This window comes from Caballeronia sp. INML3B (assembly GCF_023631305.1).
Classification (GTDB): domain Bacteria; phylum Pseudomonadota; class Gammaproteobacteria; order Burkholderiales; family Burkholderiaceae; genus Caballeronia; species Caballeronia turbans.
In genome coordinates, this window is the sequence record NZ_JALQDI010000070.1 from 89,120 (window position 1) to 106,035 (window position 16,916).

At 63.0% G+C, this 16,916-nt stretch carries 12 protein-coding genes and 1 pseudogene; 5 read left to right on the forward strand and 8 right to left on the reverse strand.

Features of this window, described 5'->3' with window-relative positions; genetic code table 11:
* Window positions 1-106 precede the first annotated feature (106 nt).
* A complete protein-coding gene (locus NCS58_RS28760) occupies window positions 107-2,041 on the forward strand; it encodes an acyltransferase family protein (RefSeq protein ID WP_250478079.1) in 1,935 nt (644 codons plus the stop codon).
* A gap of 48 nt (window positions 2,042-2,089) precedes the next feature.
* On the opposite strand, the gene murJ is transcribed toward NCS58_RS28760, so the two are convergent.
* Window positions 2,090-3,475, reverse strand: a complete 1,386-nt coding sequence (gene murJ, locus NCS58_RS28765; protein ID WP_061119587.1) for a murein biosynthesis integral membrane protein MurJ — start codon at window positions 3,473-3,475, stop codon at window positions 2,090-2,092.
* Window positions 3,476-3,681: 206 nt separating this feature from the next.
* The gene (locus tag NCS58_RS28770; RefSeq protein WP_061119545.1) at window positions 3,682-4,245 is read right to left on the reverse strand and encodes a serine O-acetyltransferase; all 564 of its coding nucleotides are present in this window, start codon (window positions 4,243-4,245) and stop codon (window positions 3,682-3,684) included.
* A gap of 1,118 nt (window positions 4,246-5,363) precedes the next feature.
* Here NCS58_RS28770 and NCS58_RS28775 point away from each other — a divergent pair.
* Window positions 5,364-6,581: a hypothetical protein gene (locus tag NCS58_RS28775; protein WP_061119546.1), complete on the forward strand. Its 1,218-nt coding sequence runs from the start codon at window positions 5,364-5,366 to the stop codon at window positions 6,579-6,581.
* Between the two features lie 79 nt (window positions 6,582-6,660).
* Here the strand turns inward: NCS58_RS28775 and NCS58_RS28780 are convergent, their stop codons facing one another.
* The 3 genes from NCS58_RS28780 to NCS58_RS28790 form a co-directional block, all read right to left on the reverse strand.
* A complete protein-coding gene (locus NCS58_RS28780) occupies window positions 6,661-7,836 on the reverse strand; it encodes a GDSL-type esterase/lipase family protein (protein WP_061119547.1) in 1,176 nt (391 codons plus the stop codon).
* Between the two features lie 282 nt (window positions 7,837-8,118).
* Window positions 8,119-10,494: a penicillin-binding protein 1A gene (locus tag NCS58_RS28785; protein WP_061119548.1), complete on the reverse strand. Its 2,376-nt coding sequence runs from the start codon at window positions 10,492-10,494 to the stop codon at window positions 8,119-8,121.
* Window positions 10,495-10,568: 74 nt separating this feature from the next.
* Window positions 10,569-11,105, reverse strand: coding sequence for an Lrp/AsnC family transcriptional regulator (locus NCS58_RS28790; RefSeq protein WP_061119549.1), 537 nt, complete (start codon window positions 11,103-11,105; stop codon window positions 10,569-10,571).
* Window positions 11,106-11,249: 144 nt separating this feature from the next.
* Between NCS58_RS28790 and NCS58_RS28795 the strand changes: the two genes are divergently transcribed.
* Window positions 11,250-12,266: a 1-aminocyclopropane-1-carboxylate deaminase gene (locus NCS58_RS28795; RefSeq protein WP_061119588.1), complete on the forward strand. Its 1,017-nt coding sequence runs from the start codon at window positions 11,250-11,252 to the stop codon at window positions 12,264-12,266.
* Between the two features lie 2 nt (window positions 12,267-12,268).
* Here NCS58_RS28795 and NCS58_RS28800 read toward each other — a convergent pair whose 3' ends face one another.
* From NCS58_RS28800 to NCS58_RS28810, 3 genes are all read right to left on the reverse strand, one after another.
* Window positions 12,269-13,141, reverse strand: a complete 873-nt coding sequence (locus NCS58_RS28800) for a nucleotidyl transferase AbiEii/AbiGii toxin family protein (RefSeq protein ID WP_250478080.1) — start codon at window positions 13,139-13,141, stop codon at window positions 12,269-12,271.
* Window positions 13,119-14,147, reverse strand: a complete 1,029-nt coding sequence (locus NCS58_RS28805; RefSeq protein ID WP_061119550.1) for a type IV toxin-antitoxin system AbiEi family antitoxin — start codon at window positions 14,145-14,147, stop codon at window positions 13,119-13,121. Before NCS58_RS28805 ends, NCS58_RS28800 begins: the two co-directional genes overlap by 23 nt.
* A gap of 75 nt (window positions 14,148-14,222) precedes the next feature.
* Entirely contained in the window at window positions 14,223-14,543 is a 321-nt protein-coding gene (locus NCS58_RS28810; RefSeq protein WP_061119551.1) for a pyrimidine/purine nucleoside phosphorylase, read from the reverse strand.
* 241 nt (window positions 14,544-14,784) lie between these two features.
* On the opposite strand from NCS58_RS28810, the gene NCS58_RS28815 reads away from it, so the two are divergent.
* Window positions 14,785-16,500: a filamentous hemagglutinin N-terminal domain-containing protein gene (locus tag NCS58_RS28815; RefSeq protein WP_250538925.1), complete on the forward strand. Its 1,716-nt coding sequence runs from the start codon at window positions 14,785-14,787 to the stop codon at window positions 16,498-16,500.
* Window positions 16,501-16,616: 116 nt separating this feature from the next.
* Window positions 16,617-16,754: pseudogene (locus NCS58_RS28820) on the forward strand (peptide transporter); the annotation flags it as partial.
* Window positions 16,755-16,916 lie beyond the last annotated feature (162 nt).

A 16,916-nucleotide genomic window follows, 5' to 3' on the forward strand; every position in this document is an offset into this window, starting at 1 on the left:
ACAACAAGACACTAGAAAACGACCCGCACCGCGGGTGCGATGCACGGGCGATGGCCATTGCATCGCGCCGGCGCGCGCCGGGGATAAGAACAAAGGGGGAAGTGCGATGAATTTTCGTAACGACATAAACGGCTTGCGCGCGTTCGCGGTCCTCGCGGTCGTCCTGTTCCACTTCGATGTGCCCGGCTTCAAGGGCGGCTTTCTCGGCGTCGACGTGTTCTTCGTGATCTCCGGCTACCTGATGACGAGCATCATCTTCAGGCGCATCGCGAAGGGCAGGTTCTCGGTGCTCGAGTTCTATGGCGATCGGGCGCGGCGCATCGTTCCGGCGCTCGCGTTTCTCTGCTTCGCGCTTTTCGTGCTCGGCTGGCTCGTTTTCCTGCCCTCCGAATTCCGCGCGTTCGGCAAGGCGGCGGCTTCGAGCCTCGGGTTCTTCTCCAATATCGTCTACTGGCGCGAGGCGGGTTATTTCGATGTCCGCTCGCACCTGAAGTGGCTGCTGCACACGTGGTCGCTTTCCGTCGAGTGGCAGTTCTATCTTCTGTATCCGCTCGGCATCCTCCTCGTGCGCAAGCTGTTCGGGCATCGCGGGACGGTGATCGCGATGATCGGTACCGCGCTCGCGTCGCTTGCGGTGTGCGTCTATCTCTCCGATCCCACCAAATGGCCGACGGCTGCGTTCTTCCTGCTGCCGACGCGCGCATGGGAAATGCTCGCGGGCGGTCTCGTGTACCTGTTCCCGGTAACGCCGCGCAGACCCCTGCGCCGGACGCTCGAAATCGCCGGCCTGGCGATGATCGTGTACGGCACGCTCACCTTCAACGAAAACAATGCGTGGCCCGGCTATCTCGCGCTCGTGCCGGTTCTGGGCACGGCGCTCGTGATCCTCGCGGCGCGCAAGCATTCGATCTTCACGTGCAATCCGCTCGCGCAGTTCATCGGCAAGATTTCGTACTCGGTGTATCTCTGGCACTGGCCGTTCGTCGTCGCGCTCACGTACTTCGACAAAGAAGGCTCGCTGCCGTGGCGCGTGGGCGCCATCGCCGGCGGTTTCGCGATGGGGTATCTGTCGTACGCGCTCGTCGAGTCGAAGACGAGAAAGCCGTCGCATGGCGAGGCGCGCGCGTTTCCGAAGTTCATCACGCTGCGCCCGATTCTCGTGTTCACGCTGCTGCTCGCAATCGGCGGCGGCAGCATCTATGCGAACCAGGGCGTGCCGAATCGCTTCGACCGCTCCGTGTTCATCGCCGACAGCGAGACCTACGACACGAATCCGCACCGCACGAAGTGTCACATGATGATCGATCCGTGCGACGTCGCGAGCAAGCAGAAGGATAGCCGCGCGGTCGTCCTCGGCGACAGCCACGCGGAGGCGATCGCCGAAGCAGTCGTCGATGCCGTGCCGAACGGCAAGCCGGACGATGTGCTGCTCATCACGATCGAAGGCTGTCCGACGATCTACGGCATCCGTCGCGGCGACGGCGACTGCTTCGAGCAGGACCGCAAGTACATCGATATCCTGAGCCGCGATCAGACCGCGAAGACGCCCGTCATCATCGCCAATCACTGGTCGCAGTACTGGTCGGGACCGTCCCCGGATGATTATTCGTTCGTCGATCCGGAGCGGCCTGCGCAGACGCCCACGCCGTTTTCGACCGAGTCGTATCGCGAGCATTTGCTGTCGACGGTCTGCCGCATTTCGAAGATCCGGCCCGTCTATCTGGTCGAGCCGATTCCGGAGTTCGACTTCAACGTGCCGCTGGTGCTCGCGCGCGAGAAGATGAAAGACCCGCACGCGCCCGATCTGTCGATCACGCTCTCGGATTACGTCCAGCGCAACGGCGGTTTGCTGCAGGCGATGCGCCAGGCCCACGACGAGTGCGGCATCCATCTGCTCGACCCGCGCCCGTATCTGTGCCCGGACGGCAAATGCATGGGCTCGCACGACGGCCGGCCGCTCTATTCCGACTTCCACCACATGAGCGAATACGGCAACCGCTTCCTCGTGCCGATGTTCCGGCATGTGTTCGAACAGACGTGAGCGCGCGCGAAATCGACGACAGAACGGCCTCCTTCGGGAGGCCGTATTTCATTCGGACGTGCCGGCTTCGGTTTGCGGACCATTACCGGTGAAGGGCGGCGCGAAGCGCGTCCAGAAGATGTAGCTCGCAAGCACCGCCATCGCGCCGATGCCGGTTGCGAGCAGCACGCCCTGAGCGCCATAGAGACGCACGAGAATGACGTTGCCGATGATCTTGGTCCCGAAGCCGATCAGCGAAATGACGGAGATCGCCCGATAACGCGTTTCACTCGCGAACAACTGCACGAGCACGCACATGCCGAAGTAGAACGGCACTTGCAGCAGCCCGTAGCGAAAGAGCGTGGTCACTGCGATCGTGTCCTCGGCCGTGAAGGCGCCTTTCTGGAACAGCAGCTTGACCACGTACGGTGCGAGCGCATACGCGAAGAGTCCGCCGACGAGACCGAGCATCGTCATGATGCCCGACCACTTCAGCGCGGTGCTGCGCGCGCGCGCATGATCGCCGCGATGAAGAATCTCCGCGAGAATCGGCAAGGTTGCGCGGGTGATGGCGAGCGCGCCCATGCTGAGCACGAGCGAGAGCAGGCGGTTCGCGTAGCCGAGCGTCGCGATGGCGCCGTCGCCTTGCTGCGCCATGAAATACTGGTCGATGGGAAGCCAGAGGCTCGCGACGACCGAACCGATCATGAGCATGCCCATCGAGCGGATCGTCGACGGCCACTGTGTCGCGCGCGCCGAGACGCGCGGCAGTACGGCCATCGAATCGGCGCGTCTGGCCAGCACCCGCAGCCACGCAGCCTGAACCACGAAGCCGAGCGACGTGCCGAGAACGAGCGGCATGATCGACGTGTTGTTGCGCGCGGCAAGCACGAAGACGAGCAGGCCGATGGCCGGCACGCATTCCAGCAACGTATTGATGTGCTTGCCCGAAGCCTGCAGGCGCGACGACGAGATGCAGATCGTGAAGGTCAGCACGCCGACCGGCGTCATGCTGATGATCATGTCGCGGCACATGTCGCGCGTGGATTCCGCGAGACTGCCCGCGATCACATCCGCGAGATAAGGCCAGAAGAGCCAGAGCAGGAGCGAGGACGCGAGGCCGAGGACGAGCCCGATGCCTTCCAGCTCGCCGAGAAAGCCGTCGCGCTGGGACTTGTCTTCCTTGAGCGACACGAGCGCGGGAACGAGCAGCACCGCCAGCACGTTCGTGAGCATCGAGGGCAGCCAGGTGACGAGCGTGAGCGCGAACTGATACGCGTCGACGGTTCCGCTGATCCCGTAGCGATACGCGATCGCCATTTCCTTCGACGCGCCGATACATTTCCCGGCGATCACGAATATCAGCAGAACGACCGCGCTTCTCGCGATCCGCTTGTGATCCTGATGCACGCCGCCGAGACGTCGTCTTACCGATTGCACAGCTGTGCTCAGCACGTGTACTCCTCCTGCGTTGGAGCCTTTCGTCGCGTGGCTCGACGTCAGGTTGAAATCGCCATGCGATGAGATACGCGAAAGCCGCCGGCTTTCGCGTGAGAGTGACGAGCATGCACGAAAACGGGCGCCGCGACTGTTCGCCAAGGCACCCGGCAACGCCGATGACGGCGCGCTTGCCGTCCGGAAGACGCGAAGCGCGTCTTTTCTTACGACGATTGCACGCTCCAGGGACGCACGATGTAGCGCGCCGCGCGATCGGGCGATGCATCGTTCGTCAGGATTCGCGCCGGGCAGCCGGCCACGGTCACGTTCGATGGAATGTCTTTCGTCACGACGCTGCCCGCGCCGATCGTCACGTTGTCGCCGATGGTCACGTCTTCGACGATGCAGACGTTCGGCCCGATATACACGTTATTGCCGATCGTCGCCGCCTTGCCGTGGTTCGATCCGATCGTCACGCCTTGGGAAATATTGCAGTTGGCGCCGATGACCGCGGTCGGATTCACCACGAGCGAACCGACGTGACTGATATAGAAGCCCGGCCCGATCTTCGTGCGGGGGCTGATCACGAATCCGAACCTGCGCTGCTTCAGGCGGACGATGTGGTTGAGCACGAGCCGCACCGGCCGCGACGACGCCGCGCTCGCGAGGCGCAGCCAGAACATGTAGTTGAACCCTTCGTTCAACACCAGTTGCTCGAGGAGGAGCATGAGGCTGTACTCGCCGCTGTAGCGATAGAGGTCGCTCTTGATCAGATCGAAGGTTTTCATTGCAGCGTGTCTTTTTCGTTGGCATGGACGCTTTCAGGACTTCCCCCGCCGCTTCGGAGAGAAGCACGGCGAGCGGCGCCAACGTTGAGACTAGTGATTAGTGCTGGTGCATTCGGTGCGAAATGGAACACATGGACGGTTCGTGCGGCAAGGTCTGCCGATTTCGATTAATTTGTCTGCTGAATACCTGATTTGTTTAATCAGATTATTAGATATTCAGCCGCCGACCAGTGGCGGCGGTCGATCTGGCCGTTTAGACCGTCGTGCGTATTAACCCGATAAGGGTATTCACGGTAGGGTCTTTTAGTTTCGTATTTAAAAAAATTTCCGGCGTCGCATTTACAAAATCGTATTGATCAGTTGAAAACAGCAAGAAGCCACCTTTCATGTTGTAATTTTTGCATGTAATCCGATAGAAAGCGGTCATTCTGGCGTGTGGAATTACAATTATCGGCCGAATAATCGGTCATTAACGGTGATTAATCTGGCGAATCGATGTCGTTTCGGCATACGAAAGGCGCTTCGCGAAGCCTTGCGGGGCTTTCCGCGAGCGCGTTTTACCGACCCGGCGAGTGAAGGTTCACGTTCTAAGTCGCAAATGTTCATATGAATGTCAATCATCTTATATAAGGTGGTTTGAAGTGGTGTCATTCATCTACGGTATTAACAATCAAAACGACCTGGATTAATTCACTCATCGGTGAATGAAAGAGAAAATGCGTAACGATAAAGCGCTCAAAAAAGAAAATAAAAAGTTACAAGCGTACATTCTGTAACAAGTCGCGGGTAGAAACGCCTCGTAACAATCGGTAGTATTAATAAAAGACGGTAATTACTTCCGTCAGACTTCAGTGCTCCGGCGGTCCGTTCACGGACGATCGGGCATGGGGTGAATAGGTCTTCCGGCATATCTGGTTCCTTATCCCGAAGTCGCCCTGTTTTTCGCCGAGATGCCTTTCGGAGTCGCCGTGTGCGGCTGTCGAGCGCTGAGCGGCGCAATCGTTTGCGCCTGCTTTTTTGCGTTGGTCATCTCATTGCCCATTAAGAAACGTTGCGTGCGGCCGATGTCGCAGGAACGGGATCGTCCGTCGATAACGCACGACCAATTGGAAAGACTAATGCTTCCTAACAACACTCAGGCAGACACCCAAGCAGACAACACCGTCGTCGGCGCCCGTATTGCAACCCGTCGCAAGCTGCTGACCTCGCTCATCGCGGGCAGCGGTGCGTTCGTGCTCGCCGCATGCGGCGGCGGCGGCGATGGCGCGACGCCTGATTCCGTCGCGGATCGCTGGAGAAGGAGAAACAACGGTGGCGCCTCCACGGCGACGCCCGCGAGCTCGGCTTCGTCCACGACGACTGCCAGCGCGGCGGCCCCCGCCAGCGCGGCAACGCCTGCCAGCTCGACGTCCGCCGCAGCCGATAACACCGCCGGCACCATCAACGCGTCGTCGTTCGGCGTGAAGGCCGATGGCTCGACCAACGACCGCGCCGCGCTCCAGGCTGCCATCGACGGCTCCGTCGGCCAGATCCTGCTGATCTCCGGCCAGGTCCGCATCGACACGACCGGCCTCAAGCTGCGCACGAACAGCCACATCCGCTTTGCGTCGGGCGCTTCGATCAAGCTGCTGCCGCACAACGCCGACATTTACCAGATGATGCTCATCGAAGACGTGAGCAACGTCATCGTCGAAAACGCGTATCTCGACGGCAGCAAAGAGCTGAACTCGGCTTCGGGCGGCGAGCACGGCATGGGCTTCTCGATCATCGGCGGCCAGAACGTGCATCTCATCTCGCCGACGACGATCAACACGTGGGGCGACGGCATCTACATCAACGATAGCCAGACCAAGAAGAACACGCCGACGTACAACCTGACCGTCGACAACCACAAGGCGGACGGCTGCCGTCGTCAGGGCGTGTCGATCATCTCGGGCGACACGATCACGTTCAACAGCCCGGTGTGGCAGAACATCACCGGCACGGCGCCGGCGTGCGGTCTCGATTTCGAACCGAACGACAACTCGGCCGTGTTCAAGAGCATCACGATCAACAGCCCGACGACGGCGAACTGCAAGGGCGGCGGCATCAACGTGTGGTTCGGCTCGCTGCCGGGTCCGATCAGCAAGACGGTCACCATCGCGATCAACAACCACGTCGACACGACGAGCCCGGGCGGTTCGTTCGCGGTTCAGGGTCTGTCGCTCGACGGCTACATCGTGAACGGCCAGATCAGCAGCTCGAATCCGAAGTGGAAGTACCCGCTGATCGTCGAGCAGTGGGACAACTCGGGTCCGCGCATCAACGTCACGAACCCGACGATCGTCAAGTCGTAATCGGCGACGAAGGAAAAACGCCATGCGGAAAAGCTCATCTCCGCATGGCGTTGCGTTTTTGCGGCGTGACATGACGCCGCTACTTGAACCAGCCGAGATTCACCGAATTGGAAATCGCCTGCAGTCCCGCCTGATTCGGATGCAGATGATCGCCGCTGTCGTATGCGTGGAGCATGACGGGAGGATTCGAAGGATCGCCGAGCGCGGCCGCCTGATCGAGCACGGCGTCGCATCCGCTGTCGGCGGTGGCGACGAACGCGTTCACCGCTGCGCGCGTCGCCTCGATGTCCGGCGTCCACGACGAAACACCCTCGAACGGCGTGAGCGTCGAGCAGATCACGCGGACGCCCGCTGCGTGCGCGCTTTGCGTCAGCTGGCTGAACGCGCCGGTCAGACTGGCGGCTGTCGGCGGCGCGCCACCGATCAGGTTGTTGACCGCGTCGTCGGAAATGATGACCCACTTCACGTTGTATTGGTTCAGCACGTCGCGCTGGAAGCGTGAAAGACCCGCCTCGCCGGAATCGTTCGTGAAGAAGTCGTTGCCGGAGATGCCCTGGTTCAGCACGCCGACCGTCATGCCGGCTTGCTGCAGACGCGCGGCCAGCAAGTTCGGCCAGCGTCCGTTGGTGTTCGGCTGCGACGCGATGCCGTCGGTGATCGACGCGCCGAAGGCAACCACGGCGCCCGTCGCACTGGCGTTCTGCACGACGACGTCGGTGAGGAAGTAATAGGACTGCGCGCCGAGTGCGTTGAGCACGCCGCCCGTGAAGTCCGGGTCGGCGCTGACGTCGCCGGGTGCGATGTACACGTCCTGCAGGCCCTCGGCGTGCCCGGTCGTTTCGCTCGGCGTCCGCTGCGGCAGATAGGCGCTGACGACGATATCCGTAAGCGCCGGCACCTGAAACGCGATCGGATCGCTCATGACGGCGCCGCCCGGCGGGATCGTGACGAACGGCTGCCCTTCGAAGGTGACGGCCTTGTCGGTGCCGGGCACGGTGCGCTGGCCGCTCGCGCGTAGCGCGACGTGCACGTCGCCGATCACGAGCGGATCGCTGCCGTAAAGATTCGAAAATTGCACGCCGGCGGCCGTCCCGCCGATGCTCGTGCGCACGATCTGCCGGATCGTCTGATTATTGAAGCCGCCGTCTCCGGTGACCATCGGCGCGGCGCTCCATGTGCCGGTCCACGGCAAGGTGGCGCTGATGCTCTGGGCGAAACAGGACGACGAAAGCGGCAGGGCGAGCGCGGTGGCCACGAGGGCTCGCCTGTTGCGACTGAATTGCTTGATCAACTTGTTCTCCGAAACCAGCCAGACATGAAGTGGACGTTTCGCGCGACACGGCGACGTCCTTGGAGTGGGGAGTTCGGAACGTCAGGTTCGCGTTCCTGTTGGCTGGCGCGTGTGGCCACAGCGCGCCGTTTCGCGCGGCGAAATCTTCAGCTGATTGCTTCGCCTTGACGCATCGAGCATCGGAGCATCATTCGCGCCCGTGCGCTGTGCGCGGGCGCGCATATCGTCACAAAAGGCCGTAATGCGCTATTGCTGCGCGCCGGAGGCGGCTTCGGGCGATGACGCCGCCGCCGCATCGCTCGTGCTTTCGCCCGGCGACGGCAGAATCGGCGGCATGGTCGTGAACACCGGCGCTTGCGGCGGCTCTTCCGTCACTTCGGCCACCGGCTCCGAAGCCGCGCGCTTCGTGCGCACCGGAGGCTGGGCCGCCGTCTGCGCGGTTTTCGGCTTGCCCGGCTTCGGCGCTTTCGAGAACGTCTCGTCGAACCAGGTCCTCACGCGCGTGGACACCGTCTGCCACATGCCCGGCGTTTCCTGCGTGTCGAAGCGCGCGCGTGCGTCGATCAGATGCGAACGCAGCGAGCGCTGCACGAAGTCGCCGACGATCGGCAGCGCGCTGTGCGCGCCCTGTCCCCAGTAATCGCTGCGCAGCGTGACGCGGCTGTCGTTGAAGCCGACCCACGCACCCGCCACGAGTTGCGGATGCATGAGGATGAACCAGCCGTCCGCGTTGTCCTGCGTGGTACCGGTCTTGCCCGCGACGTCCGCGCGGATGCCGAAGCGCGTGCGGATCGCCGTGCCCGTGCCGCGGTTGATCACGTCGCGCATCACGTCGACGAGCTTGCGGGTCGCATCGACGGACAGCGCGCGCTCGGGCGCGCTTTCGAACTGCGCGAGGACGTCGCCGTCCTTGTTCTCGATGCGCGTAACGAGCAGCGGCTCTATATAACTACCGTCATTGGCGATGGTGCCGTACGCCGACACCATTTCCTTGAGTGTGACCGGGCTCGTGCCCAGTGCGAGCGACGGCACCACGTCGAGATGACTGTCGCGCACGCCCATGTCCCGTGCGAGCCGTGCGACGCGTCCGGGCCCGACCTGTTCCATCAGTTGCGCGGTGATGCGGTTCTTCGAATAGGCGATCCCGTCGCGCAGGCTCACGGGGCGGCCCGAGGGCGGCGAGTCGTCGGTCGGACGCCAGGTTTCGGCGCCGCGCACCGGAATTTCGACGGCCTGATCGATGAACGTGTCCGCCGGTTTCGCGCCCCGCTCGAAGGCCGCGCCGTAGACGAAGGGCTTGAACGTCGAGCCGGGCTGGCGGCGCGCCTGCGCGACGTGGTCGAACGGATCCTGCGTGAAATCGCGGCTGCCGACCCACGCCTTGATCTGGCCGTTGCGCGGATCGAGCGCCAGAAACGCGGCCTGCACGCGCGTCTTGTTCTCGCACAACGCCTGCATGAATGCGCGGTCGGCGCCGAGCTTTTTGATGGCATCGGCGTCGTTCGCGCCGCTCGTGCGCAGCGCGCGATACTGATCCGTCTCGCGGATGAACGCGTGCCCGAGATCCGCGTTCGTGTTCGCGCAGCCGCCTTGTCCTCGCCCGGCGCCCCACGCCGCATTCGCGATCGACTGCAACTGATTGCCCTGTAGCGCGAGCGCGTTCGTCGCCATTGCCTGCAGACGCGAGTCGATGGTCGTGCGCACGACGAGACCATCGGAGTAGATGTTGTAGTCGTTGTCGTCGGCCCAGCCGATCAGCCACTTGCGCAACTGCTGCGCGAAGTGCGGCGCGCGGCCCGGCTCTTCCGTCTGCCGCTCGAAGTCGATGCGCAACGGGCGCTTCCTGAGCGCATCGAGCTTCGCGGCTTGCAGGTGGCCGAACTTGACCATCTGCCCGAGCACGATGTTGCGCCGGTCGAGCGCGCGCTCGGGATTGATCACCGGGTTGTAATAACTGTTGCCCTTCAACATGCCGATGAGCGTCGCGCTCTCGAGCACGTCGAGCTGGCCCGCGGATTTATCGAAATAGGTGCGCGCGGCCATTTCGATACCGTAGGCGTTGTAGAGGAACGGCACCGTGTTCAGATAGGTTTCGAGGATCTCGTCCTTCGAATAGAGCGCTTCGATCTTGAACGCGGTGATCGCTTCCTTCAGCTTGCGCGTGAGCGTCTGCGAGCGGCCGATTTCCTCGGGATACAGATTGCGCGCGAGTTGCTGGGTGAGTGTCGAGCCGCCCTGACGGTCGCCCGAGAACGTATGCAGCGCCGCGCCGGCGGTGCGCCTGAAATCGATCCCGTGATGCTGATAGAAACGCCGGTCTTCCGTCGATATGAGCGCGTCGATCACTTGCGGCGAGATTTGCTTGAGGCTCACCCATTCGCGATGCGTCGGCTTGAACTCGGCGAGCAGCTTGCCATCGGCGGAATAGATCTGCGCGGGCTGGTCCACCTTTGCACGGCGGATATCTCGGATGCCGGGTGTGAACGGAATCAGCACCAGCACGTAGAGCAGGAAGAGCGCGGGCAGCAGGAGCAGCGTGCGGGGCCGCAGATGCGGACGCAGCCGCGACGCGAGGCGAGCCAGAGTCGCCTTGGCCAAGGCTTTGAAATCAGACGCGGTCACAACGAAACGGGATGCCCGGACATGGAAAACCCTGAATCGTAGCGTAATTTTTCAGCAGGTCTTTCGCAAATTTGTCATCGAGGTGGCGGCGTGCGCGCGCCGGCCGACTCGCCGATCGGAAACGCCGTCGTCGAGAGGATCTCGCGCAGCACGACGAACGTGCGGATCTGGCGCACGCCGGGAAGATAAAGCAGCTTCTCCGCGTGGAGCCGGTTGAAGCTCTCGCTGTCGCGCGTGCGGATCAGCATGAAGAAATCGAACTCGCCCGTCACGACATGGCACTCCATGCAGCCGGGCACTTTCTGCGCGGCCTTTTCGAAATCGGCGAAGGAATCCGGCGTCGAGCGGTCGAGGATCACGCCGATCAGCACGAGCATGCCGGCGTCGAGCGCTTTCGGATCGAGCAGCGCGACGGTCGCGCGGATCAGTCCCGCTTCGCGCAGGCGCTCGACTCGCCGCAGGCACGCGGGCGGGCTGAGATTGACCTTCTCCGCGAGCGCGACGTTCGAGATCGACGCATCGCGCTGCAACTGACGCAGAATCGCGCGATCGACGCGATCGGTCTGGACGCCCGCCGGAAGCGGGTTCGAAGCGGTCGTGGTTTTTTTCATTGCTCTATGTCTGAGTCAGGCGAAATAAAAGTTTGCATAGGCATCAAGTCCTTCGAGAACGTTAGGTCGAAAGCATTTTTTTCGCAACCCGACCCATTCCGACAATCTCTACGATGGTGTTCCACCCCCACGAGGATGCCGATCATGAACCTGCAACGTTTTCCCCGTTATCCGCTGACTTTCGGACCGACGCCGATCCAGCCGCTCAAGCGCCTCTCCGCGCATCTCGGCGGCAAGGTCGAGTTGTATGCCAAGCGCGAGGACTGCAACAGCGGCCTCGCGTTCGGCGGCAACAAGACGCGCAAGCTCGAATATCTGATTCCTGAGGCGCTCGCCGAAGGCTGCGACACGCTCGTGTCCATCGGCGGCGTGCAGTCGAACCAGACGCGCCAGGTCGCGGCGGTCGCGGCGCACCTCGGCATGAAATGCGTGCTCGTGCAGGAGAACTGGGTCAATTACTCCGATGCCGTCTATGACCGCGTCGGCAATATCCAGATGTCGCGGATGATGGGCGCGGACGTGCGGCTCGTCGCCGATGGCTTCGATATCGGCATCCGCAAAAGCTGGCAGGACGCGATGGACAGCGTGCGCGCGGCGGGCGGCAAGCCGTTTCCGGTCCCGGCGGGTTGCTCGGAGCATCCGCTGGGCGGGCTCGGCTTCGTCGGTTTCGCGGAAGAAGTGCGCGCGCAGGAAGCGGAACTCGGCTTCAGTTTCGATTACATCGTCGTGTGCTCGGTGACGGGCAGCACGCAGGCCGGCATGGTCGTCGGCTTCGCGGCGGACGGCCGGGCGCGGCGCGTGATCGGCATCGATGCATCGGCGAAACCGCAGCAGACGCACGACCAGATCCTGCGCATCGCGAAGCACACGGCGGAACTCGTCGGGCTCGGCCAGGACATCACGCGCGAGGATGTGATCCTCGACACGCGCTTCGGCGGCCCCGAATACGGCTTGCCGAACGAAGGCACGCTGGAGGCGATCCGTCTGTGCGCGCGGCTCGAAGGCGTGCTGACCGATCCCGTCTACGAAGGCAAGTCGATGGACGGCATGATCCAGATGGTGCGCAACGGCGAATTCCCCGAAGGCTCGAAGGTGCTGTACGCGCATCTCGGCGGCGTGCCCGCGCTCAACGCGTACAGTTATCTGTTCCGCAACGGCTAGCTCTAGAACGCGTCGCGGAACGCGTAGAACAGCGCGGCGGTCCGTTCCGACGTATCGGCTTCGAAGACCGGCATGCGTGAGCCGAGCATGTGCGTGAGGATCGGCGGCGCGGGATCGTCGGCGTGCAGGATCGCGCGAATCTGCGCGCGCAGCTCGCCGTCGTTTGCGATGGCCGCCGTGTCGCGCCCGAGCAGCGCCGCGCCCGCGATATCCGGATCGTGGCCGTGGCGCTCGACGAGATCGAAGGCATCGGAATAGAGCCGGTCGAGGTTGCCGGCTTGCGCGTAGCGCGCCATCAGAAAGAGCAGGTCGATCGCGTCCTTGCGATCCGCCGCGTGCCGGTCCTGCCATGCGACGATCTTCAGCATCGCCTGCGCGGGCAGCGATGCAACCGGCACGACGAGATCACGGTCGATGCGCACGGCAATCGCCGCATCGAGCGCCTGCCTGAAACCGGCGACGTTCATCCGCACCGACCCGTCCGGCGGCCACGCGATTTCGCCGTGCTCGTCCTGCACGCCGCCGAACGGCACGATGTCGAGCCACGTGCGCTCGCTGGTCTGCGGCGCGCGGTAGTTCAGCCGATGCGCCGAACCCTTCGGCGCCGTGAAATTGCCCGAGGCGAGCAGCGCTTGCCGCAACGTGTCGTGGCCGGTCCAGCTTCGAATCGAAATGCCGATGTCGATGTCGGCGGTCGCGCGTGTCGCCTCCATGTCGTGGACGTGCGTGAGCAGGATGTCGCGCGCGCTTGCGCCGCCGACGAACCAAGCGATGCGGGTCGCGACCGATGCGGCGACGACCTCACGCAGCATCGCCGACATGACGCCGGTGAGCGGGCGATGCGGCAGCAGTTCAAGCGGCGAGGTAGCGTTCACGCAGCATCCTGGCGGTTTCGAGATTGCGCGGGTCGCCGCTCGCGACGAGATCGGCGTAGACGATCAGCGGCGCGACGACGTTCGCCGGCAATCCGTCGATGGGCGCGAGCGCGATGGGCGCGCGCAGGAACTCGACATTTCCGGCGGGATCGGGCCGCAATCGCGCCTGCATGATCCACTCGCGCGGCACGGTTTCGGCGCAATAGGCGGTGACCGTCGCCGGCTTCAGGTATTCCGTGAGTATGGCCGCTGCGGGCTCGCCGCCGAATTGGCATCGACCCGGCAGATCGGGCGCGTCGCGCCACCAGTCGTTCGACTCCGCGCGATAACGGCCGATGACGAGCGATTCACGCAATTGCCGCGGATAGAGCGTGACCCATTCATCGATGAGCCGTTGCTTGTCGGCGAATTGCAGGCCGCGGCCATCGGGCCGTTCGAACACGTCGCGATGATCGATGAGCGCGCGCACGGCGTTCTGCACCGTGCCGTGACTGACGCCCGCGTTTTGCGCGATGTCGCGATAACCGCGCTCCAGCAGCGAAGGCGTGGTGAGCAGCGCCAGCGTGACGCGCAGTGTCGATTTGGTCCAGGTTCTGGAACGATGCGCCTTGCCTCGCGCCGTGCGCGGACGGCCCGAAACGATCACGACGCTATTGCCTTCAATGAGGGTCGCGTTGCCAGCGAGATCGAGTGCATCGACGCCGGTTTCGCGGCACGCACGGATCATGTCCGGCGAGAGATACAGGGTGACGAGCGTGGGATTCGCGCCGCTGTCGCGCATGACCGATGCGCTGAACGCGGACAGCGCGCTGAACCGGTCGATGTTTTCCCGCACGATGACGGGACGCCTGACACGCGCGCCGCCGATGCGGAATTCGATGGCGGCGTCGTATTCGCCGCGCGCGGGCGGCTTGACGCGGCGCGCGGCGAGGCCGGTGGCGTCGCTGAAGGCGGCTGCGGCGGCTTCGACGAGTTGCTCGGCGTGGCTGTCGGCGGGCGGCGGCATGATGCGGCTCGTTGTCCAATTATTCGAAGTGTACACGAAACGTGGACACCGCTGAAAATTGGACAACCGATTCGCTTAGAGGTAGCTGCAAACGTAGTCGAGCGTTTCGATCACGTCGATATGGAAGCGGCTCTTGCCCGGCACCGGGAACGAATCGCCTGCGCCGTACGTTTTCCACTCGTCGCTGCCATCCAGGCGGATGCGGCATTGGCCGGCTTGCACTTCCATGAGCTCGGGCGCGTCGGTGCCGAAGTTGAGCGTGCCGGGCAGGATCACGCCGAGCGTCTTTTTCGTGCCGTCGGCGAAGAGAACGGTATGCGACACGCACTTGCCGTCGAAGTAGACGTTGGCGCGCTTGATGACGGAAACCTGATCGAATTGCGTTGCGGCGGTCATGGCGATGGTCCCTGGACTGTCGGAAATGGATGGCCTGCAATCATACAAAAAAGGGCGACGCGGTTTCCACCGCGCGACGCAGATCAAGTCTGCGAAAGATCGTCGCTATTGCGCTGTTGCGGCGGCATTGAATTCAGACTGCTCCCATATTACGAGACGTCAGGTACGAGAAGAATTCGGGGCCTTTTGCGGGGCCGCTGTCGGCATCCTGCACCCAGAAAAGAAGAAAAAAATCCAAGTAATGAATAACAGGTTTTATAAGCTGGTCTTTAGCCGCGTGCGGCAGATGATGGTGGCGGTCGCGGATTTCGCCACGGGGCAAGGCGCAAGGGGCAGCAGCGGGACGCAAGGTGCGTCGGTCGCTCCGCTTCGAAATATCGGTTTGGTCGTTTCCATGCGCGCCGTGGCGTTTGCCGCGATGCTGATGCTGGGCACCGCCGCGTCCGTGTCGTATGCGCAGATCGTCGCGGCGCCCGGGTCCGGTGCGCAGGTGATTCAAACGCAAAACGGCCTCCAGCAAGTCAACATCGCCAAACCGTCCGGTGCCGGCGTATCGCTAAATAATTACTCGCAATTCGACGTGCCGGGCAAGGGCGCGGTCTTGAACAATTCGCCGACCATCGTTCAGACGCAGCAGGCGGGTTACATCAACGGCAATCCGAATCTCGCGCCGGGGCAGTCGGCGGGCATCATCGTCAATCAGGTGTTGAGCAATTCGCCTTCGCAATTGCGAGGCTATCTCGAAGTCGCCGGGCAGAAGGCCGAAGTGGTGATCGCGAATCCGAACGGCATCGTGGTCGATGGCGGCGGCTTCATCAACACCTCTCGCGCGATTCTCACGACGGGCACGCCGAACATCGGGGCGAATGGCAGTCTGACGGGCTTTAACGTCAATGGCGGCAATATCACCGTGCAGGGCGCGGGGCTGACCGGAACCGGCGTGGATGCACTCGGCACGATTTCGGCGACGAACACTGCGACGGTCATCGCGGGGCGTGACGTGAACCTGAATGCCGCGGTGATACAGGCGGGCGGCAACGCGGGCATCGCGGCGGGACGCGATCTGAACGTCGGCACGACGGAACTCACGAGCACGCGCGAAGTGCATTCCTTCGACGGCCAGAACGGCAGTCACGATGAAGTCAGTCAGCAACTCGGCAGCGCGATCGTTGCGGGCGGCAATGTCACGACCCTTTCCGGGCACGACACGACGTTCACGGGCGCGGCCGTCAAGGCGGGCGGCGACGCGACGATGATCGCGGGCGGCGATCTGACGGTGACGGCATCGAAGGACACGGCCACGCATCACGAACAATCGATGGGCGGCAAGAACGCTCAGCACATCAGTTCGAGTTATGACGAATCGGTCAATGGATCGAACGTGAGCGCGGGCAACGGCGTAACGCTGGCGGCCGGTCAGAACGGCGGCGGCAATCTGTCCGTGCTCGGCTCGAACGTGACGGCGGACAAGGGCGGCATCGCGCTTGTTTCGACGGGCGACATCAACATCGGCAGCGTGAGCGAAACGCATGATTCGCAGAGCTGGTCGGGCCATGCGCCGGTGAAGCTCACGAACGTGGCTGACGGTACGGAGAATCCGGATGCGGTGAACTTCGGTCAGTTGAGCTCGCTGTCGAGCTCGGCTTCGACCGGCCTCGACTCGCTGTCTACGGGCATCAGCTCGCTGTCGACCTCGACCTCCACGGCGGTGAGTTCGCTGTCCACGGGCGTGAGTTCGCTGTCGAGCTCGACCTCGACGGCAATTAGCTCGCTGTCCACGGGTGTCAGTTCGCTGTCCACGTCGACCTCGACGGCAGTGAGCTCGCTGTCCACGGGCGTGAGCTCGCTGTCCACGGGTATCAGTTCGCTGTCCACGGGCATGAGTTCGCTGTCGACTTCGACATCGACCGCGATCAGCTCGTTGTCCACGGGTAACCGCGCGTTCCATCCGAACTAATCCAACCAGTCCCATCAGTGGTCATTTTCGCACCATCTCCAACCCAGGCTTTCCCAAGTTGATCAGCCTCTGCCGCCGTACCAGTCTACGTGCAAGTGTCGAAGCGCTTCGGCGCGATCGGCATTCGCGGCGGCATCCCAGCGAAATACGCGGGTTTCAGCTACGACCTGTTCGCTGGCACGCCCATCTACAAGCCGTCGGCATTTCCGAGTTCGCGTGTGACGGCCGGGTTTCAGGTGACGGCGCAGCTCTAACTCACGATGGGCGGCAAGAACGCTCAGCACATCGGTTCGAGTTATGACGAATCGGTCAATGGATCGACCGTGAGCGCGGGCAACGGCGTAACGCTGGCGGCCGGTCAGAACGGCGGCGGCAATCTGTCCGTGCTCGGCTCGAACGTGACGGCGGACAAGGGC